Source organism: Frankia casuarinae (assembly GCF_000013345.1).
GTDB lineage: Bacteria > Actinomycetota > Actinomycetes > Frankiales > Frankiaceae > Frankia > Frankia casuarinae.
The window spans coordinates 5,268,011-5,286,330 of record NC_007777.1 but is presented as its reverse complement, the minus strand read 5'-3'; the positions used below and the strand labels follow the sequence as shown (position 1 = coordinate 5,286,330).

13 protein-coding genes are annotated in these 18,320 nt (G+C 72.4%); 5 read left to right on the top strand and 8 right to left on the bottom strand.

What is annotated here, in order from left to right:
- Positions 1 to 75 precede the first annotated feature (75 nt).
- Positions 76 to 1,677 (bottom strand): MFS transporter, encoded by a 1,602-nt coding sequence (locus FRANCCI3_RS22355; RefSeq protein ID WP_011438773.1) that lies wholly within the window; start codon positions 1,675 to 1,677, stop codon positions 76 to 78.
- Positions 1,678 to 1,685: 8 nt separating this feature from the next.
- Here FRANCCI3_RS22355 and FRANCCI3_RS22350 point away from each other — a divergent pair, with 8 nt between their 5' ends.
- A complete protein-coding gene (locus FRANCCI3_RS22350) occupies positions 1,686 to 2,675 on the top strand; it encodes a DUF3027 domain-containing protein (RefSeq protein ID WP_023840643.1) in 990 nt (329 codons plus the stop codon).
- Positions 2,676 to 2,725: 50 nt separating this feature from the next.
- Here FRANCCI3_RS22350 and purL read toward each other — a convergent pair whose 3' ends face one another.
- The 4 genes from purL to FRANCCI3_RS22330 form a co-directional block, all read right to left on the bottom strand.
- Positions 2,726 to 5,011, bottom strand: a complete 2,286-nt coding sequence (purL, locus tag FRANCCI3_RS22345; protein ID WP_011438771.1) for a phosphoribosylformylglycinamidine synthase subunit PurL — start codon at positions 5,009 to 5,011, stop codon at positions 2,726 to 2,728.
- A 78-nt stretch (positions 5,012 to 5,089) separates the two neighbouring features.
- Complete coding sequence (gene purQ / locus FRANCCI3_RS22340; protein ID WP_011438770.1) at positions 5,090 to 5,803, bottom strand: phosphoribosylformylglycinamidine synthase subunit PurQ; 714 nt, start codon at positions 5,801 to 5,803, stop codon at positions 5,090 to 5,092.
- A gap of 105 nt (positions 5,804 to 5,908) precedes the next feature.
- Positions 5,909 to 6,436, bottom strand: a complete 528-nt coding sequence (locus FRANCCI3_RS22335; RefSeq protein WP_011438769.1) for an ATP-binding protein — start codon at positions 6,434 to 6,436, stop codon at positions 5,909 to 5,911.
- A 120-nt stretch (positions 6,437 to 6,556) separates the two neighbouring features.
- The gene (locus FRANCCI3_RS22330) at positions 6,557 to 7,516 is read right to left on the bottom strand and encodes an NAD(P)/FAD-dependent oxidoreductase (RefSeq protein WP_023840646.1); all 960 of its coding nucleotides are present in this window, start codon (positions 7,514 to 7,516) and stop codon (positions 6,557 to 6,559) included.
- A gap of 509 nt (positions 7,517 to 8,025) precedes the next feature.
- Between FRANCCI3_RS22330 and FRANCCI3_RS22325 the strand changes: the two genes are divergently transcribed.
- A complete protein-coding gene (locus FRANCCI3_RS22325; RefSeq protein ID WP_011438767.1) occupies positions 8,026 to 9,198 on the top strand; it encodes a DUF5926 family protein in 1,173 nt (390 codons plus the stop codon).
- 95 nt (positions 9,199 to 9,293) lie between these two features.
- Positions 9,294 to 10,574 (top strand): geranylgeranyl reductase family protein, encoded by a 1,281-nt coding sequence (locus tag FRANCCI3_RS22320; RefSeq protein ID WP_011438766.1) that lies wholly within the window; start codon positions 9,294 to 9,296, stop codon positions 10,572 to 10,574.
- Between the two features lie 71 nt (positions 10,575 to 10,645).
- Here the strand turns inward: FRANCCI3_RS22320 and FRANCCI3_RS25155 are convergent, their stop codons facing one another.
- The 3 genes from FRANCCI3_RS25155 to FRANCCI3_RS22305 form a co-directional block, all read right to left on the bottom strand.
- Positions 10,646 to 12,925 (bottom strand): MinD/ParA family ATP-binding protein, encoded by a 2,280-nt coding sequence (locus tag FRANCCI3_RS25155; RefSeq protein ID WP_011438765.1) that lies wholly within the window; start codon positions 12,923 to 12,925, stop codon positions 10,646 to 10,648.
- 340 nt (positions 12,926 to 13,265) lie between these two features.
- The gene (locus tag FRANCCI3_RS22310) at positions 13,266 to 14,210 is read right to left on the bottom strand and encodes an aminoglycoside phosphotransferase family protein (RefSeq protein WP_011438764.1); all 945 of its coding nucleotides are present in this window, start codon (positions 14,208 to 14,210) and stop codon (positions 13,266 to 13,268) included.
- Between the two features lie 35 nt (positions 14,211 to 14,245).
- Positions 14,246 to 15,667, bottom strand: a complete 1,422-nt coding sequence (locus tag FRANCCI3_RS22305) for a hypothetical protein (protein WP_011438763.1) — start codon at positions 15,665 to 15,667, stop codon at positions 14,246 to 14,248.
- Between the two features lie 845 nt (positions 15,668 to 16,512).
- Here FRANCCI3_RS22305 and FRANCCI3_RS22300 point away from each other — a divergent pair.
- Together FRANCCI3_RS22300 and folP are read left to right on the top strand one after the other, a co-directional pair.
- Complete coding sequence (locus tag FRANCCI3_RS22300) at positions 16,513 to 17,379, top strand: GNAT family N-acetyltransferase (protein WP_035729351.1); 867 nt, start codon at positions 16,513 to 16,515, stop codon at positions 17,377 to 17,379.
- A complete protein-coding gene (gene folP, locus FRANCCI3_RS22295) occupies positions 17,376 to 18,311 on the top strand; it encodes a dihydropteroate synthase (RefSeq protein WP_011438761.1) in 936 nt (311 codons plus the stop codon). Before FRANCCI3_RS22300 ends, folP begins: the two co-directional genes overlap by 4 nt.
- The last annotated feature ends 9 nt before the right edge of the window (positions 18,312 to 18,320 follow it).

The following is an 18,320-nucleotide window of genomic DNA, read 5'->3' as shown; positions in this document are numbered from 1 at the left end:
CGTCGCTCGCCGTCAGGGCCTTCAGCCGCTGGCCGGTGGGCACGGTGGCCCGGGTCACGTCGCTGGCGTGCCGGATCAGTTCCGGCGCCGCCATCGGAGGCCGCGGGCCGTTCGTCGGCGGTCAGGCCGGGTCGGACCGGTCGGATCCTGGAGCGTCGCCGGAATGGGGAGTGGGGCCTGCCGCCACGGGTCGGCCGGTGGCAGCGGCGTTGACGCGGTCGCGTGGGCCGACGGGGGCATGGGTGTCGGTGTGGGCATGGGTGTCGGTGTGGGCATGGGTGTCGGTGTGGGCATCGGTATCGGCGGGGGCATGGGTGCCTGCGGGGGAACCCCTGGGTGACCGAGTGGTTTCGTTGTGTCCGGATCGTTGTGGGCGGGTGGGCGGTTGCGGGTGTCCGCGCGGAACTGGGTGCGGGCGGCCAGCCGGGACCGACGCAGCGCGCCGGCCTCCACGAACAACGTGATCCCCATCGCCGCCGCGGCCACCGCGAAGCCGACCGTCCCGGGCATCTCGATCAGTCCGAGGCCCCCGCCGGCGACCCAGGCCAGCTGCAGACCGGTCTCAGAGCGGGCGAACGCGGAGTTGCGGGTGGTCTCCGGGATGTCCCGCTGGATGATCGCGTCCAGCGCCAGCTTCCCCATCGACCCCGCCATGGACGCCAGCAGCGCGGCGACCAGCGAGGTGAACTTGGTGTAGGTGATCGCCGCACCGAGGCATCCCCCTGCCGCCAACACCAGCGCGAGCATGAGGATGCCCTCGGGACGGCGCCGGCCGAGCCGGCCGCCGATGAAGACTCCCAGGCCGCTGCCGGCGCCCGCGCAGACCGCGAGCCCGCCCAGCCACAGGTTGTTCCCGCCGTTGGTGCGCAGGAGGAACGCCAGATAGAACGTCAGGAAGCCGACCAGACTGCGTAGCACCAGGGCGGCGCGCAGCGCCACCGGCAGCGTGCCGAGGAACGCCCGGATCCGCGCCCCGACGCCGCGCCGGGCCACGCTTGAGGGAAGCGGGCCGCGCAGCGGCTGCTCACCGGCGGCGGAGTCGACGTGCCCGGGCAGGTTGAACGCCAGTAGGACCCCGGCCATGTAGACGAGGGCACAGATTCGCAACACCCAGGGATAGCCGACGAAAGGGATGTTGGCGATGCCCAGCCCGACGGGTGCCACGACCGCCCCGGCGACGATGTTTACCAGCGAGATCCGTGAGTTGATCGTGACGAGCGTGAGTTCCGCCGGGGCCACCCGGGGAATGACGGCGCTGCGCGCGACGCCGAACCCGCGGGAGAGCACGAGCAGGCCGAGCGCGAGGGGGTAGACGGCCAGCCCGTCGAGTGCCCCCGCGAGCTGCCACGCCAGCAGCCCGCGGCCCAGGCAGATGGCGGCGAGCGCCGTCCGCCGACCGTAGGCCACCCGGTCCAGCAGTGGACCGATGACCGGCGCCAGCAGGGCGAACGGCACCATGGTGACCAGTAGGTAGAGGGCGACCTTCGACCGGGCCTCGCCGGACGGGACGGCGAAGAACAGCGAACCCGCCAACGCGACGGTCACCAGCGCGTCCCCGGCGGCGTTGACGAACGACAGCTCCGTCAGCGACGACAGCCCCGACCGGTCGGCGTCATTGCCGCGCACACTCGCCCGCAGCCGGCGCAGGCTGTTCACCACTGTGCTGCCCAGGTTCACCCTGCCCAGTGTCCTCGTCCTGGACCGGCGCCGTCCTGGACCGGCGCGGCGCCGTCCTGGACCTGCGCCACTACGACCACGTCGGGCGGTGGATGGGTTCGTGGGTGAGAATACTTCCCGTGGATGCTCCCGATGTTCGTAGGACGGTCCGGTCCGGGCGGGAACCCGTGGCCGATCCGACCTGTGCGGCCGCCGTCGACCTGGCCCGGCAGGCGGCCGTCGAGGAGGCGGGGTCCGCGGCGGAGGTCGGTGCGCATCTCGGCGTCGAGAGCGAGGGGGACCGCCTCGTCCTGCACCGGTTCGCCTGCCTGGCGCGGGCCTATCCCGGCTGGGTCTGGACAGTGATCGTTACCCGGGCCGCGCGGGTGCGCAAGGCGACGGTCGACGACGTCGTGTTGATGCCCGGGGACGGGGCCATGCTGGCGCCCCCGTGGGTCCCCTGGTCGGAGCGGCTGCGGCCGGGCGACGTCGGGATCGGGGACCTGCTGCCGACCGCCATCGACGATCCTCGGCTCGCGCTGCGCACAGAGGACGCCGAGGAGTTCGTCGACACCGACGTCTTCCTTGAGCTCGGTCTGGGGCGGGCCCGGGTGCTGTCCGTGACCGGGCGGGAGGAGGCGGTCGAACGCTGGTACGCGGGTCCCGCCGGCCCGGACGCATCCATCGCGAAGGTGGCGCCCGCATCCTGCCTGACCTGCGGATTCCACGTGCGGCTCGCGGGTGCGCTCGGCCGGATGTTCGGCGTCTGCGCCAACGAGCTCGCACCGGACGACGGCCGGGTCACGTCGATCGACCACGGCTGTGGGGCGCACTCGGAGGCACTGGTGGCTCCTTCGGCGCATCCCGAACCCGTCCTGTTCGACGAGGACCCCTCCGACCTGGAGCCGATCGACGTCGAGCTGGTGGGTGTGGCCGCCCATCCGCCGGGTTCGGTGGACGACAACGGGGCGGGCGAGACCGCGGACGGCCCGGGACCGGAGCCCTACGGCCACTCCTGACCGGCCTCGCCCGCCGGGACTTACTCGGATTTATCCGGACGTACTCGTGTCTAGGTGAGCCGGCCGAACAGTGCCGGCAGCGTTCCCTCGTGCGCCGCGCGCAGCTCGTCGAGGCCGACGGTGAAGGCGTCCTGTACGTCGAGGGTGTCCCCGTCGACGACACCGACACGCCGCCACGGCAGGCCCCGCACCTCGCACATGTCGGTGAAGCGCAGTTCCTCCGCGCGGGGCACCGCGACGACGGCGCGGCCGGCCGACTCGCTGAACAGCTCGACGAACGGGTCCGATCCGGCCGGCAGGATGATCCGGGCGCCGTGCCCGCCGCGCAGGCACGACTCGACGAGCGCCTGGGCGAGCCCACCGTCGGAGAGGTCGTGCGCGGCGGTGAGCATGCCGTCGCGGGAACCGGCGACGAGGATCTCGCCGAGTAGCTTCTCCCGGGCGAAGTCGACGGCCGGCGGCTCGCCGCCGAGATGGCGATGCGTCACCCACGCCCACTCCGAGCCGCCGAATTCGTCGGCGGTCTCGCCGAGCAGGATCAGGACGTCCCCCTCCTCGGCGAAGCCGATGGGCGTCCGGCGCGTGACGTCGTCGAACAGGCCGAGCACCCCGATCACCGGGGTCGGATGGATCGGCGTCGAGCCGGTCTGGTTGTAGAACGAGACGTTGCCGCCCGTCACCGGGAGGCCGAGCCGCCGGCAGCCCTCGGCGAGGCCCGCGCACGCCTGGGCGAACTGCCACATCACCTCGGGGTCCTCTGGGGAGCCGAAGTTCAGGCAGTTCGTCACCGCGATCGGCACCGATCCGGCGGCGGCCACGTTGCGGCACGCCTCCGCCAGGGCGAGCTGGGTGCCGGCGAACGGGTCGAGCCGTGCGTACCGTCCGTTGCCGTCGGTGGCGAGCGCGATCCCCAGGCCGGTGGCCGCCGACAGCCGAAGCACGCCCGCATCTTCCGGCTGGGCGAGCACGGTGCCCGCCTGCACGTACCGGTCGTACTGGTCGGTCACCCAGGCCCGCGAGCACAGGTTCGGGGAGGCGACCAGCCGCAGCAGGGTCTCCCGCAGCTCCGGCCCGGTCCGTGGCCGGGCGAGCCGGGCGGGCGTGGGTGCGTCCGCCCGGACCAGGTCGAAGTCGACCGGGCGGCGCAGGGGGCGCTCGTAGACCGGGCCATCGTCGGCGAGTGATCCGGGCGGAACGTCGACGACGACCTCGCCGTGCCAGCGTACGGTCAGCCGACCGCTGTTGGTGACGGTGCCGATCCTGGTCGCGAGCACACCCCAGCGCTCGGCGAGGGCGAGAACCTCGGGCAGCGCCTCGGGCGTGACGATCGCCAGCATGCGCTCCTGGGACTCGCTCGCGAGGACCTCGTGCGCCGCCATCGACGCCTCGCGCAGGGGCACGAGGTCGAGGTCGACCTCCATGCCGCCGGGCTGGCCGGTGGCGATGCCCGCGGCGGTGGTCTCGGTCAGCGCGCAGGTCAGCCCGGCGCCGCCGAGATCCTGGATGCCGGTGACGAGCTTGCGGTCGAACAGCTCCAGGCAGGTCTCGATCAGGATCTTCTCGGTGAACGGGTCGCCGACCTGCACCGAGGGTCGCCGGGCCGGGCCGCCGCCCTCGTCGAAGGTTGCCGACGCCAGTATCGAGACGCCGCCGATGCCGTCCCGGCCGGTCTTGGCGCCGAGCAGGACGACGGCGTTGCCGACCCCGGTCGCCGCCGACGTCTGCACCCGATCGACCGGCATGACCCCGACGCACAGGGCGTTGACCAGCGGGTTACCCGCGTAGGTCGGGTCGAAGACGACCTCGCCGCCGATGGTGGGCAGGCCGAGGCAGTTGCCGTAGCCACCGATGCCGGCGACGACCCCGGGCAGGACCCGGGCGGTGTCCGCCGCGTCGGCCTCGCCGAAGCGCAGCGGGTCGAGCACGCCGATCGGGCGGGCCCCCATGGTCAGGATGTCACGGACGATGCCGCCTACACCCGTCGCGGCCCCCTGGTACGGCTCGACGAAGCTGGGGTGGTTGTGCGACTCGATCTTGAAGGTGACCGCCAGCCCCTCGCCGACGTCGACGACGCCCGCGTTCTCCCCCATGCCCACCAGCAGCCGGTCCGTCAACGGGGTGTCCCGGAACTGCCGCAGATGCACCTTGGAGGACTTGTAGGAGCAGTGCTCGCTCCACATCACCGAGTACATCGCGAGTTCGGCGTCGCTGGGCCGGCGACCGAGGGTCGCGATGATCCGGGCGTACTCGTCGTCGGTGAGCCCCAGCTCCTGGTAGGGCTGCTCGGCGGGGGGACTCACGGAGGTGGCCGCGGGGGCGGCGGGGTTGCCGGTCACCCTCCCATCCTCGCCGATATCCCCTGGTCCGGGCGCCCGGGTGGGCCAGGAGACCCCTTCGTAACCAAAAATCCTTCTTTAAGAGGAAAAAGCCGACAAAAAGCCGGACAGCACCGAGGTGAACATGCGAAGCCCGTCGACCCCGGGGCCGGTGAGGTCGTCGACAGCATGCTCGGGATGCGGCATCAGGCCCACGATCGTCCGGCTCTCGTTACAGATCCCGGCGATGTCGGCCGCCGACCCGTTGGGATTCCCGCCGACGTAGCGCACCACAACCCGCCCGGCCGCCTCGAGTTCGGCGAGCACGTCCGGGGCCGCAACATAGCGGCCATCCCCGTGCTTCACCGGGATGACGATCTCCTCGCCGTCCTGGTAGCCGCGGGTCCAGGCAGTGCCCGGCGCCTCGACCCGCAACCGCTGGTCGCGGCAGACGAAGTGCAGTCCCACGTTGCGGGTCAGTGCCCCGGGGAGCAGGCCGGCCTCGCAGAGCACCTGAAACCCGTTGCAGATGCCGAGAATCGGCAGGCCCGCGCGGGCCGCCGGGACGAGGGCCGCCACCATGGGCGAGAACCGGGCTATCGCACCGGCACGCAGGTAGTCACCGTAGGAGAATCCGCCGGGCAGGATGACGGCGTCAACGCCGGCGAGATCGCTGTCGCCATGCCAGAGGGAGACCGGTTCGGCACCGGCGGCCCGCACCGCGAGCGCCGTGTCCTGGTCATCGAGGGAGCCGGGGAAGGTGACGATCCCGATCCGGGCCGGCGAGTCCGCCTCAGTCATTACCACACCCATCGCGATACCCGCCCAGATTCCTCGGAGTCCACTCCCGTCAGCGTAGCCGGTCGAATCGTGGGGCGGCCGATCGACGAAGGGAGCGGCGGTGGACGGCGGGAGACGTCAGACCGGATGGATGCCCTCGGCCACCTCCGGGCGGGAAGCGGGCCGGAGCCCCGTCCGCGCCCGGCTCAGCCGCGCCCCGGGAGCGCTCTCCTCCCAGGTGAGAGTCTTTTCCAGATGCACGCGGGTGCCCCGATGGGGGCTGTCCACCTGGTGGAACTGCACCCGGTCCATCAGAGCGCGCATGAGAAAGATGCCGCGGCCTTGCTCGGGAACATTATCCGGCCTGGGGGAATCGCCATTCTGGCGGGCTGTCCGATCGAGCTCATCCGCGCTGTCGAAACCGTCGCCGCGATCGCTCACCTCGATGACAGCGACTTCGTTGTCCACTCCCACAAAAACCTCGTACTCGTCGCCGGCATGAGCATGTAGAAGAACGTTGTCGCACGCTTCGGTCAAGGCGATTTCAACATCGTCAATGCATTCTTTATTGACGCCCAGGACTTTCAGGGACTGCGTACAGATACGTCGAATCACGGGTATGGAGATCTCATCGTGGGGCAACGACAGGCTTACTTTGATCTCCATGTCGGAGGGTGTACCCGCGTCACGCATCGTCAACCGAACGACCTACGCCGACACAGGCTCGATCCGGTCACATGTCATCGGTCATCGTAATCGGTTATTGCGATAGGTTGTCGCAATCGGTTATCTCAATCGGGCGGCAAGGGCCCGGCCCAGCTCGGTGCCCGAGCGCCAGGCACTCTCGATCTTCGGTGTTCCCCAGCCGTCGCCGGCGAGCCCGATCCCACTGCTGGACAGGTAGTACGGCTGTTCGTGCGGACGGTCCGGGCGAGCGAAGGTCCACTTTTGCACATACGTCCAACTGGGTTGCATCGTGATGGTGAGCAGGCGCCGTAGCGCCGCGACGAGATCGGGCCCGGCCGCCGCGGGGTCGGCCAGCCGCGGCCGCGCGAAATCCGGCGTCGAGTGGGCGACCAGGACGGCGGCATTGTCACCCCGGCGACGACCGTCGTCGGCGATCCAGGCAATCGTATCGTCGTCGTGGACGAAGGCTCCGTCGATCGGTGCCCAGCACCGGTAGGGCCAGCCGGCGAGCAGCGCCAGCACCGGCGACCAGGGTCGGCCGGCGAGCTGCGCCCGCTCCTCGGTGCAGGCCGGGTCGAGATGGCGCAGCGCCTGCGGGTCGGGCATCGCGAGGACCACCGCGTCGGCGGCCTCGTCGTCAACGCGGGGACCCGGGGTGACCCGGCGGATCGGTGTGGACTGCGTGACCTGCACCCCGGCTCGGGAGGCGAGGTCGGCGACCAGGGAACGCAGCCCGCGCGGGGCGGCGTACCGCAGCGGGCCGGAACGCGGCTCGGCCAGGGTGGCGGTCGGCCCACTGATTACCGACATTCGGTGCGTCCAGGGGCGTACCAGGCCACGGATGAACCAATCGTCCACGACTTCGCGGAACTCCGGCGAGGTGGCGGTGAAGTACGACGCGCCGGAGTCCACGATGCGCCCGTCTATCCACCGTGAGGCCATCCGTCCGCCGATCACGCGGCCCCGGTCACGGACATCCACGGTGATTCCCTCGGCTAGCAGTGCGCTGGCGCAGGCGATCCCAGCAATGCCCCCGCCGGCGACGACGACCTTCGCCACCGATCCCCCTATATCGAGATGAATGCCGCGGGCGCCGCATGCCGATTGGCCTTTCACCGGTTCCCGCGGCGTCGCCCTCCTGGATGTGTCGCCACGGTGACGGTGGCTTGCGGACGAGCGTTGATGATGCTCGCCATCAGTCCCGCCAGTGCCCGTCCGCCGAACGGCTGTGTTCATCGTGCCCATTGAGGAGGGGTCCGCGTGCGGTATCCGTGGTGATGCTTTCGCAGCGACGGGATAGTCCCTGCCGCGGAAGAGGGTTATCCCTGAACGGGCGCCCGAGATACCGGGGATGCATCTGTCGTTGACCGGGTCTGTCGTCGACCGGGTCTGTCGTTGACCGGATCTGTCGGCTGTCGGCCCTCCGTCAGCCCGCTCCCGCGACGGGATCGGTGGTGTTTGCCACGGCCACGGCCGCCACCCGGTACCCTCGTCATCCGCCGAGCATGGCTTAGCCTTACCCGCAGGAAGTCCATGACCGCGCGTGACGGTCTCTACCTCAGGAGGTCGTGATCGCTCGCCGACCCGCACCCCAGCGTCCCGGCACCCGCCCGGCACGAGTCGCCACGCCCGGCTCTGGCGGGGGAGCCGCACGGAGCCGTCGCCGCCCGTCCGTCCACGGATCCGATGGTGCCATCCCCGCCGTCGGACCGCGGGAACCCTGTCCCTGCGGGTCGGGCCGTCGTTACAAGGCGTGCCACGGCGAGCGGAACCGGCCGGCTCCCGTGCTGCGCCCGTTCGCGGGCCGCCGCGACGAGCCGGACCTGGTCGCCCTGCGGGAGCTGGTGCCCAGCGCCACCGCGCCGCTGGCCCTGGCGGCGGCCTACCTCGCCGACCATCCCGAGCACGCCGACCGGCGCATCACGCTCTGCACGATGCTGCCGCAGGCCGCCCCCGCCCTGGTACGCGAGGACGGCGAAATCCTGGTCGCCCTGCAGATCGCCCTTCCGGGTCTGGACGTATCGCGGGACGTCGCCGGTGCCCTGCTCGCCGCACTCGCCGCCGAGCCGGGGAGTGCGATCGACATCCCGCCCGCCTCCGCGCCGCGCCTCGTGGAACAACTGCCCGCGGGACTCGCCGGGTTGCCCCGGCTCACCGACCTGCTGGACCCGGCGCCCCTGGACATCACCGTTCATTCCGGATTCGGATGGTGGCTGCCACCGTCCGACGAGGAGAGCGGTCCGAACCCGGAGGTGGCGGTGATGCTGGAGCGCGCCAACGCCACCGTGGTGCCCACCGTACGGCTCACCTCGGTGCCGGCCGCCTACTGGTGCCATCCCGGTGACCGCTGGCACCTGCGGTGGGCGCTTCCGCTGGCCTGGCCGGGTGCGGCGGGTGCTGCGGCGGGCACCGACTCCGAGGCCGAGGCGGTCGCTCCCATCGGCGCGGGCGCCGACGTCGCCCCCACCGAGGAGGCGTTGCTGGATGCGCTGGCTCGCCTGGCCGCGGCCGAACGTCTCACGGTGGGGGAGGGCTCCAGGTTCATCGGGTTCTTCCGCGCCGCCGGGCTCGTCGTGCCCGTCTGGGATCTCGCGCCCGGAAGCGAGGCGGGTAGCTGTGAGGAGCCGGCCGCCGCGCTGCGGGTGGCCTACCAGAGGGCACTGGCCGACACCACGGCACTGACCGCGCACGAACGCCGGGTGCGGGCGGGTCTTGTTGGACGCAGCCTCACCCTGCGCTGACGGCATCGGCGCAGACCGCGCTGCCTGGGCGGGGTGCGCTGCCTGGGCGGGGTGCGCTGCCTGGGCGGGGTGCGGTGTCGGGAGGATGGAGCGCTGTGAGCAGGGTTGACGACCCGGAGAACACCTTTGACGTCATTGTCGTCGGGGCGGGTCCGGCCGGTGGCAGCGCGGCGCGGGCGGCGGCGAACGCCGGGGCCCGGGTGTGCGTGCTCGAACGCTCGGCGGTACCTCGTTACAAGACCTGCGGTGGCGGCCTGGTCGGCCTTTCGGCGGATCATCTCGGCATCGAACTGGCCGGTCTGGTTCGAGCCAGCGTCAGCTCCCTGACGATGACCTGGGACGGCCGCTTCGAGGTCACCCGCGGCCGGTCCGGCGGCCGTCCCTGGATGTCGATGGTGATGCGATCCGATCTGGACGCCGCTCTCCTGGCCGCGGCGGCCGCGGCCGGCGCGACCGTGCGGACCGGTGCGCACGTGGTGGGGCTGACCGAGAGCGGGCCGGGCGGGACCGGGATCGCCGAGGACGCCGGGGATCAGGACGACGGTTGGGTGACCGTGCGTCTGCGTGCGGGGGCGGACCTGCGCGCTCGGGTGGTGGTGGGTGCGGACGGCACCTCGGGTCGTTGCGGCACCTATGTCGGTGTCCGCTGTGACCAGGTCGACGTCGGCCTGGAGGGCGAGTTTGTCGCCGACCCGGCGCGTGCCGCGCGATGGGCCGGACGCATGCTCATCGACTGGGGGCCGGTGCCGGGTTCCTACGGGTGGGTGTTCCCCAAGGGACGGGTGCTCACGGTCGGCGTGATCGGTGATCGTGCCGAGGGCGCCGCGCTGCGCGCCTATTACACCCGGTTCGTCGACCGTCTCGGGCTCACCGACCTGCCGCGCCAGCATGACTCCGGACATCTCACCCGGGTGCGGGCCGTCGCCTCCCCGCTGCGGCGGGGCCGGGTGTTGGTCGCGGGGGACGCGGCCGGGCTCCTGGATCCGTGGACACGCGAAGGCATCTCGTTCGCATTACGGTCGGGTCGGCTCGCCGGGGAGGCGGCCGCCGCGGCGAGTGTGGGCGTCGGTCGCGCGAGGGCGGGCGTGACCCGGGCCGGGGGGGTAACGGATACAAGGCCCACTGGCCCGGGCGCCACGGCGCTCGACGCCTTGGCGGCCTATCCCGCGCGCGTCGAGGCGATCCTGGGCCCCGAGATGGCGGCGGGACGAGAGGTCCTGGCCGCGTTCACCCGCCGGCCGGGCGCGATGCACACGGTCATGGCGGCTCCGGGCACCTTCGGGCTGTTCACCCGGCTCATCGAGGGACGGACCACCATCGCCCGGCAACTGCGTCGTCCCGGCGTGCGGGCGGCGGTGGCGGCACTGAGCCACTGAGGCACTGAGGCACTGAGGCACTGAGCCACTGAGGCACTGAGCTGCTGAGGCAGCCGGCGGTGTCAGCGGCGTCAGCCGCCCGGGTAGCCGCGGCGTTCCTCGCCGAAGCGTTCGGCTACCGCGCCGGCGATCTCCCGATAGGCCGCCCGCGTCTCCCGTTTCAGGTTCGACAGCACGATCCGTCCCCCGTCGGCCAGATGCGGGTCGAACGGGACCCGGACCACCCGTCGCGTCCGGGCTTCAAAATGCCGTTCCAGCGTGTCGACGTCGACCCGCTCGCCCTGGACGGGGAACATCGAGATCACGGCGACCGCCTCGCGGACATGGTCGGAGTAGCCGTGCGCGTCCAACCAGTCGAGGGTGGCGCTCGCGCTGGACCCGCCGTCGGCGCTGGCGCTGCTCACGATCACCAGCGTGTCGGCTAGCTCCAGCACCCCATGCATCGCACTGTGCAGGATGCCCGTCCCACAATCGGTCAACAGGATCGAGTAGTGCCGTTGCAGCAGATCGTCGGCTGCCCGGTAGTCGGCGTCCCCGAAGGTGTCCGACAGCTCCGGATCGTTGGCCGACGCCAGCACCTCCAGCCTCGAGTCGGCCTGTGACAGGTACCTGCGGACGTCCACGTACCGGTGCAGACGCGGAGCGTCCTCCAGCAGTTCGCGCACCGTGTGGGCGGAGGTGCGTGGCACCCTGGAACCCAAGGTGCCACGGTCCGGATTCGCGTCGATCGCCACCACCCGGTCATCGCGCAGGCTGGCCAGCGTGGAACCGACCGCCACCGTCGTCGTGGTCTTGCCGACGCCGCCCTTGAGGGACATCACCGCGATGCGGTGACAGTCGTGCAGCGGGTTCCGGATGCGCGCGAGGAGCCGGCGGTCGCGAACCTCGTCGGGGGACGGACCGGGGTTCACCGCGCCCGCCGAGACCTGGTAAACGAGCCTGCGCCAGCCGCGGGACGCCGTCTCCGGGGGAGCGGGCAGCAGTGCGCTGGTGGCGAGCCCCGCCCGGCCGTTTCCCGTCTCCCGGGAACCCGTCTCCCGGGAACCCGGTCCCACCGGGCCACCGGCCCGACGCCGGCCGGCCGCGGCCGATGGGTCGTGCTCCGTCCGGAACGATTCGTCGTGGGCCCGGCCGTCGTGGGCCCGGCCGTCGTGGGCCCGGCCGTCGTGGGCCTGATCGCCGCGGTTCGGATCGCGGTGCCGCCCGGTCCCGGCCGGTCCGCCGGGCGACCCGGCCGGCTCGGGATCGCGTAGCCAGGAGGGGATGCGGCCGGCTTCGGTGGGCGTGCGGGCCGGGCCGGTGTACGGGCCGCCGGCCGCCTTACTTCCGGTTCTCGACCGGTCGGGCGGCGGCGGCGCGGGATACTCGGTTGACGGTCGATAGGTCTCGTATCGCCCATCCATCTCGCCGTACGGCCGGGGAGCGGCGGAGTCGAAGTCCGCTCGTCTCATCGCGGCGGTCTCCTCCAGCGCGGACGAGTTCGCCGCCGCCACCGGCGGCGTGCTCCGCCACGGATCATGGCGCTCGTCCCGCGGGGCCGGTGGCGGGGACTGGGCGTACGGGTCGGACGGTGGCGGGTTCAGCGGCGGGGCCGGTGGCGGGGACTGGGCGTACGGGTCGGACGGTGGCGGGTTCAGCGGCGGGCCCGGTGGCGGGGACTGGGCGTACGGGTCGGACGGTGGCGGGTTCAGCGGTGGCGGGTTCAGCGGATCGCCCCGCCAGGCCCGGGTCTCCCCCGGCGGGGGCGGCGGGTACGCCTGACCGAACGCTCCGCCCGGATTCGGTGGGAACTGGTCGAGCAGCGGATCGAAGGTGCGGGTCTCGATCGGCAGCATCCTGCCGTTGCCGTTGGCACTCTCCGTGCCTCGACGGTTCATGGCCGCGGACCCGGGCGTGCCCCGATCGGTCCAGCCAGCCGGGCCAGCCGGGTAGGAACCCGCTGCCTCGGAGCCCGTGGCCGACATCGGATCAACGCGGCGCATCGACGGCCAGGTGTCGGAGACGGCAGGGGACGCCGCCGGGGCGGCGGTGCTCGGCCGGAAGACGGATGCCGCCGGCTCGGGGCGGTAGGGGCCGTCGACCGTCCAACCGGCGGCACCGGCGGAGCGCGGCTGCGCCGGACCGGTCTGCCAGTGATCCGGGTCGGCTCGGTCGGGGGACGACCGGTCGGGGGACGACCGGTCGGTGTCCGTCACTGCCGGCAGTCGGCTCGCCGAACGGGACGGCTGCTCGGTGGTCGGCGGCGGGGACCCGACGCGCCCGCCACGCTCCCGCGGCCCGGGATTCGCGGGGTCCCGATCTCCGGCATCGCCGACCCGGATGGCGCCGATCTCCCGGGGATCATCGTTCATGATTGTTCTCCGGGCAGCACACCACCTGGTTGATCCCCGGGGCGGGCATTCCCTCCGTCGTGTTCAAGGGCCTCCCCTCCGTTTGGGCGACCCAAGCCATGAGGCCGGGGTGATCTGACGACCACGCCCAGGACAGCGGTCCCCGGTAGCCCGCGTTCGGAGCCGAGCGTCCGGCACGTAGACGTGACCCGCCGGACCGGCCCGACAGGTCTGACCAGAATGACATGTGGTTCCGTGGACCGCACGGCCCGGCCGGTGGAAACGGTGTGCCTCGTGTGGTGCCGGCCCCGGGGGCGTCTCCTCCCCGGGGGCCCTGACAGCGAGGGTGATGAGGGAGGCGTCAACGGTAGGGGGACCAGCGGACGCCGGTGTCGCCGGAGCGCAGGCTGTCCATCCTGACCCGGAACTGGGCGGCCACCGTCGCGCTGCTCCCCAGGATCGGCACCACGCTCGTCACCAGCTTCAGTTCCCGGACCGCCCGCAGGACGGCGAACCCGTCCCAGGTGGTGACGTCGAAGTCGTAGCCCCGGGCCAGATCGAGGTGGGCCTGAGGATCATGACCGAAGCGTAGCCGGCCGACCGCCACAGGAATCAGGTCCCATTCCGCCGGCCCCAGGCAGGTGGCGTCGAAGTCGCAGAGCAGCGCGCGGCCGTCCGCGGCCCGCACGAGGTTCGCCAGATGCGCGTCCCCATGTATGACGACCCGCGGCAGCGCGTAGCGGATGGTGGGCAGAGCCGCCGCGATCCGGCCGGTCATCTTCTCCAGGAAACGGCGGTCGGGCCCGGGGAGCGCCTCGGCGTCGGATAATCGCCGGCGGACGTCGTCGAGGGGATCCCAGCATGGCAGCGGCGGTTCCGGCGGCGCCAGGGTGTGCAGACCGCGCAGCGCGCCGGCCAGCTCCGCGGTGTCCGGTGCCGGACCGCCGGGCGGGGTGCCGGGTGGCGTCGCGTCGGCCCAGACCGTCGCGAGGAAGCCGGCCGCCGTGACCGGGGCCGGCACGCCGGGGAGCAGCCGGACGGCCGGGACGTGGTTCTCCGCCAGCCAGCGGGCCACCCGGACCACCTTGTTCACCCGATGCGCCATCGCGGCCGATCCGATGATCCGGACAACCGCGCCGGCCCGTGGCAGCCGGTACACCGCGTTCACGGTTCTCTTGATCAGCATGGCATCCGAGTCGTCCAGGCCGGCCTCGGCGCAGATCGCACCGAGGGCGCGGCGGGTCCGCTCCGCGGTGAACCGCGCGTGGTCCGGCGAGCCCGCCGGAGGGTGCCCGCCGTCGGCCACTGCGCCCTCGCACGGTCCTCGTACGGTGGCCGGCGTCAGACCGGCGAGCTCGGCACGGGAACCGCGCGCCCGCCGGGCCGCTGCCGCGCCGCGGAGCGTTGCCACTCCCGGATGAGTACCGCGAGGTCCCGCACCTGGCGCACCTCGCTGTGCGGCCGGGTGGCCGCGAGCAGCTGATCCGCGCGTCCCGAGACGGAGGCCACGGTTCGCCCCCAGGAGATCTGGATCGCCTCGGTGGCCAGGGCGCAGACCTGGTCGAGTTCCAGGCGACCCTGCCGGGCCAGCGCCAGGGCGAGATCGAGGCGGATCACCGACCGGAATCCCGGGGCGTTCATCCCGTCCAGCTTCGGCAGGGCGAGATCCGCGTGTTCCTGGGCGGCCTGTGGTCGGCCGAGTAGACACAGGGCCGTCGTGGCGTTGTAGGGCACCTCGACCGGATTGAACTGGTCGAAACTCGGACCGGGACGGCCCCACTGGTCCGCCGGGATGGCGTCCGCCAGGTCGTACGCCCGGTCCAGGGCCTGGGCCGCGCCCCGCACGTCACCGAGGGCGGCGAGGGCACGCGCCTCCTGGCAGACAAGTCGGGCCCGCACGGCACCGCCACTGACGTGGGTCAGCCCGTCCCGGGCAAGGCGGAGCGCCTCGTCGGGCCGGCCGGCGTAGAACTCGTTGACGGCCGCGACTTCCCGGGCCGAACCGCGAAGCGCACCCTCACCCACCGAGCGCCCCGCCTGGAACCCGAGCGACGTCAGCGACCGCGCGGTCTCGATGTCACCGAGTTTGAAGGCCGCATCCGCACCCAGCACGGCGACCCGCCCCCGCAGCACGTCGCGCCGGTGGGCGTCGCCGGCGGGGATGGACCGCCGGCTGAGTCGCTCCAGGCCGCGGCGCAACCGCTCGGTCTGGGCCAGGATGTGCGCGGGTGGGGTCGCCTCGTGCGCGTCGAGGAGGTCGTCGAGCAGATCGTCGGCGCGTTCCAGGGCGAGCTGGATCGGACTGGCCGCGAGGACGTCCGAGACCTCCATGATCTGTCCCTCGGCGAGGATCGCGGTCATGACCGCCGCTCCCGCATAGCGATGGAACTGCCTGCGGTCCGAGGCACCGGGGGCCGGGGCGCCGAGGCGTGTGGTGTGGGGGGCCGACGACGGTGTCGGCTGCGCCGGGATCGCTCCGCTCACAGCGCCGAATGGTGCTTCGCTCACAGTGCCGAAGGATGGCGTGCCCGCGGGTGCCGGCGACACATCGGTGGGGCTCGTTGCGGCTTTCGTCATCGAAGGCTGGGGCGGTGGCGCCGGCTCGTAGTCCTCGGGGTGGTCGTCCGGAGGGATGCGCGCCGGCGGGATGACGATCGACTCGGTGGTCGCCCACCAGGGTGGGAGAGGGGCCGCCCGGCTCGCCGGGACCCAGGCCCCGGGGTCGGGCCCGCGCGTCGGTGAAGATCCGCTCGACTGCGGCATGCCGCGCGTCCTTCCTTCAGACAGCACCACGGTCGTGACCGTGACGACAAGGTAGTGGGGGTAGAGCCCACCGCGAGAAGCGACCGACCGGGGGCGCACAGTGAGACCACGCGCCCGCATCGGTGCCGCGACCGCCATCCTCCCTGACGGCGGTCCGGCCGGATCCAGCGATCAACGGCCGAAGTCTCCCGGCGGTCGTACGACGGCCTCGCTGCCGCCGGCCGGTCGTTCCGGTCGCTCTGGTTGGTCCGACCGGATCTGGCCTGTGTCTCGCTTTGTCAATAGTAGGAGGGAGGCTGCGCCGGAGGGTGATGATTATTGGTGCGCAAAGTTCCTGTCATCGTGGCTCTGCGTGGTGTTACCCGGAGGTTTCCTCTGCCGATCATGTTTGGCGGGCAAGCCGGCGGCGGTGCGATGCGGCGGTGGAGCTCGCCGGTCGGCGGTGGCGGGATGAGGAAGGGGGGCGCTGGCAGGACCGACAGGATCGCGCGGCGCAGGCTTGTGGATCATCGCCCCGGCCCGGGAGGGTCCCGGGCGACGAGCCGAGGGAGGCCGGGATGCGGCCCGCCGCCGGTTCGCTCCAGAACGGGAACGAGGCGGCAATAGCTTTGTAATCATGACACCTTGTCATGATTACCGAAAAGGTGAAGCTGGGGGACCCGATGTTGGTCCGATCGGCGCCGGCGTCCATCCCCGCGCTCGGGTCGTCCATCCCCGCGTTCGGGTCGTCCATCCCCGCGTTCGGATCGGTAGCCTCGGTATCGTGGTCGATGGCCCCCCGACGTGCTTTCCGGCCGGCAGGTCGCGCAGCTGGTGTCGACCAGGCCGGCCGTGGTCGGCGCGCCGTGCCTGATGACCGTGTGGCGCGGTGTCCCGCCGATCCGCTGGTCGGGCCGCGGACGAACCTGCCGTCCGCCGACGCGTCCCTGGCCCGTGAGCTCGATGACCTGGCGCACCGGGCCTGGCCGCCGTTGCGCCAGGTCGAACGGGCCGGGTGGGTGCTGCGCGAGTCCGCCGGGTCGTCCCGGCGAGGCAACTCGGTCTGGGCCCGCGGCGACGTGCCCGACCTCGCCGCGGCGCTTGCCACGGTGCGGGATTTCTACACCGCCGCCGGTCTGCCGCCGACCTTCCAGCTGACACCCTTCTCCCGGCCGACCGGGCTCGGCGCGGTCCTCGACGCCGCCGGGTACGACGACACCGGTCCTACCGACGTCTGCACGGCGCCTCTCGCCGGCCTTGTGAGTGGTGCCGACCGGGCACCGGCGGCTGCCGGCTCGGTGGGGATGACCGTCACCACCACGCCGGCGGATGAGTGGCTGGATGTCGCCGGCCAGGTGCTGACGACGTTCAACGCGCAGCGGCCCGGCACGCTCGCGGTGCTCTCGGCGCTGCGGCTGCCCACCATCTACATCACCCTGACCGTGGACGGCATGCCGGCGGCGGTCGGACGCGGCATCGCGGACGACCGTTGGCTGGGTGTCTACAGCATGGCCACCCTGCCCGTGGCCCGTGGCCGGGGCGCGGCCCGCCGGGTTATCGCGGCACTCGCCGAGTGGGCGGCGGGCAGAGGCGCCACTCATGCGTATCTGCAGGTCGAAGAGGTCAGCGCCGCGGCGCGGGGCCTGTACGCCGATCTTGGTTTCCGGCCGGTCTACCGCTACACCTACCGCCGTGCGCCGCTGGACGCGACGTCCGGTGGAGGTCTCCCATGAGCGGGACCGTCGAGGAACTCCTCCTGCCGGGCGGCCTGACCAGGGTGATGGGCGTCGTCAACGTCACGCCGGACTCGTTCTCGGACGGCGGTACCTACCTCGATCCGCTGGACGCGGTCCGGGCCGGGCTGCGGATGGCCGACGACGGGGCGGATCTCGTCGACGTCGGTGGTGAGTCGACCCGACCGGGCGCGTCTCGGGTCATCGCCGCCGAGGAGATGCGTCGCGTGCTTCCGGTGGTGGCCGAGCTCGCCGCCGCGGGCGTCCGGGTCAGCGTCGACACCAGCCGTGCCGCTGTGGCCGCCGCCGCGGTCGACGCCGGGGCGGTGCTCGTCAACGACGTGTCCGGCGGCGCCGATCCCGATCTGCTCGGTCTCGTCGCCGACCGTGGCGTGCACTACGTGCTGATGCATGGGCGGGGGACCAGTGCGGACATGGCGTCCCGGGCGGTGTACCGCGACGTGGTCGCGGAGGTGGTCGCGGAGCTCGTGGACCGGCTCGGGGCCGTGCTGGCCGCCGGGATCGCCGAGGATCGGGTCATCCTCGACCCCGGCATCGGCTTCGCCAAGACCGCCCGGCACAACTGGACGCTTCTGCGCCACATCGACGCCTTCGTCGCGCTCGGCCGGCCGCTGCTCGTCGGCACGTCCCGCAAGTCGTTTCTCGGCTCGGTACTGGCGGACGCGAACGGCCCGGCCCGGCCGGTCGCCGACCGGGACGACGCCACCCAGGCGACCACCGCGTTGCTGGCCGCGGCCGGGGTGTGGGGCGTGCGGGTGCACGCCGTCCGGCCGGCCGCCGACGCCGTGCGGGTCGTGCGCGCCTGGCGGGACGATAGTGACCGGCGCGGGGACGGACCCGAGGCCGATCCCGGCCGGGCCGTGGATCCCGGCCGCGTGGAAGATCGGGAGGTTCCGTGGGCTCCGCGGTGACGGGCTCCG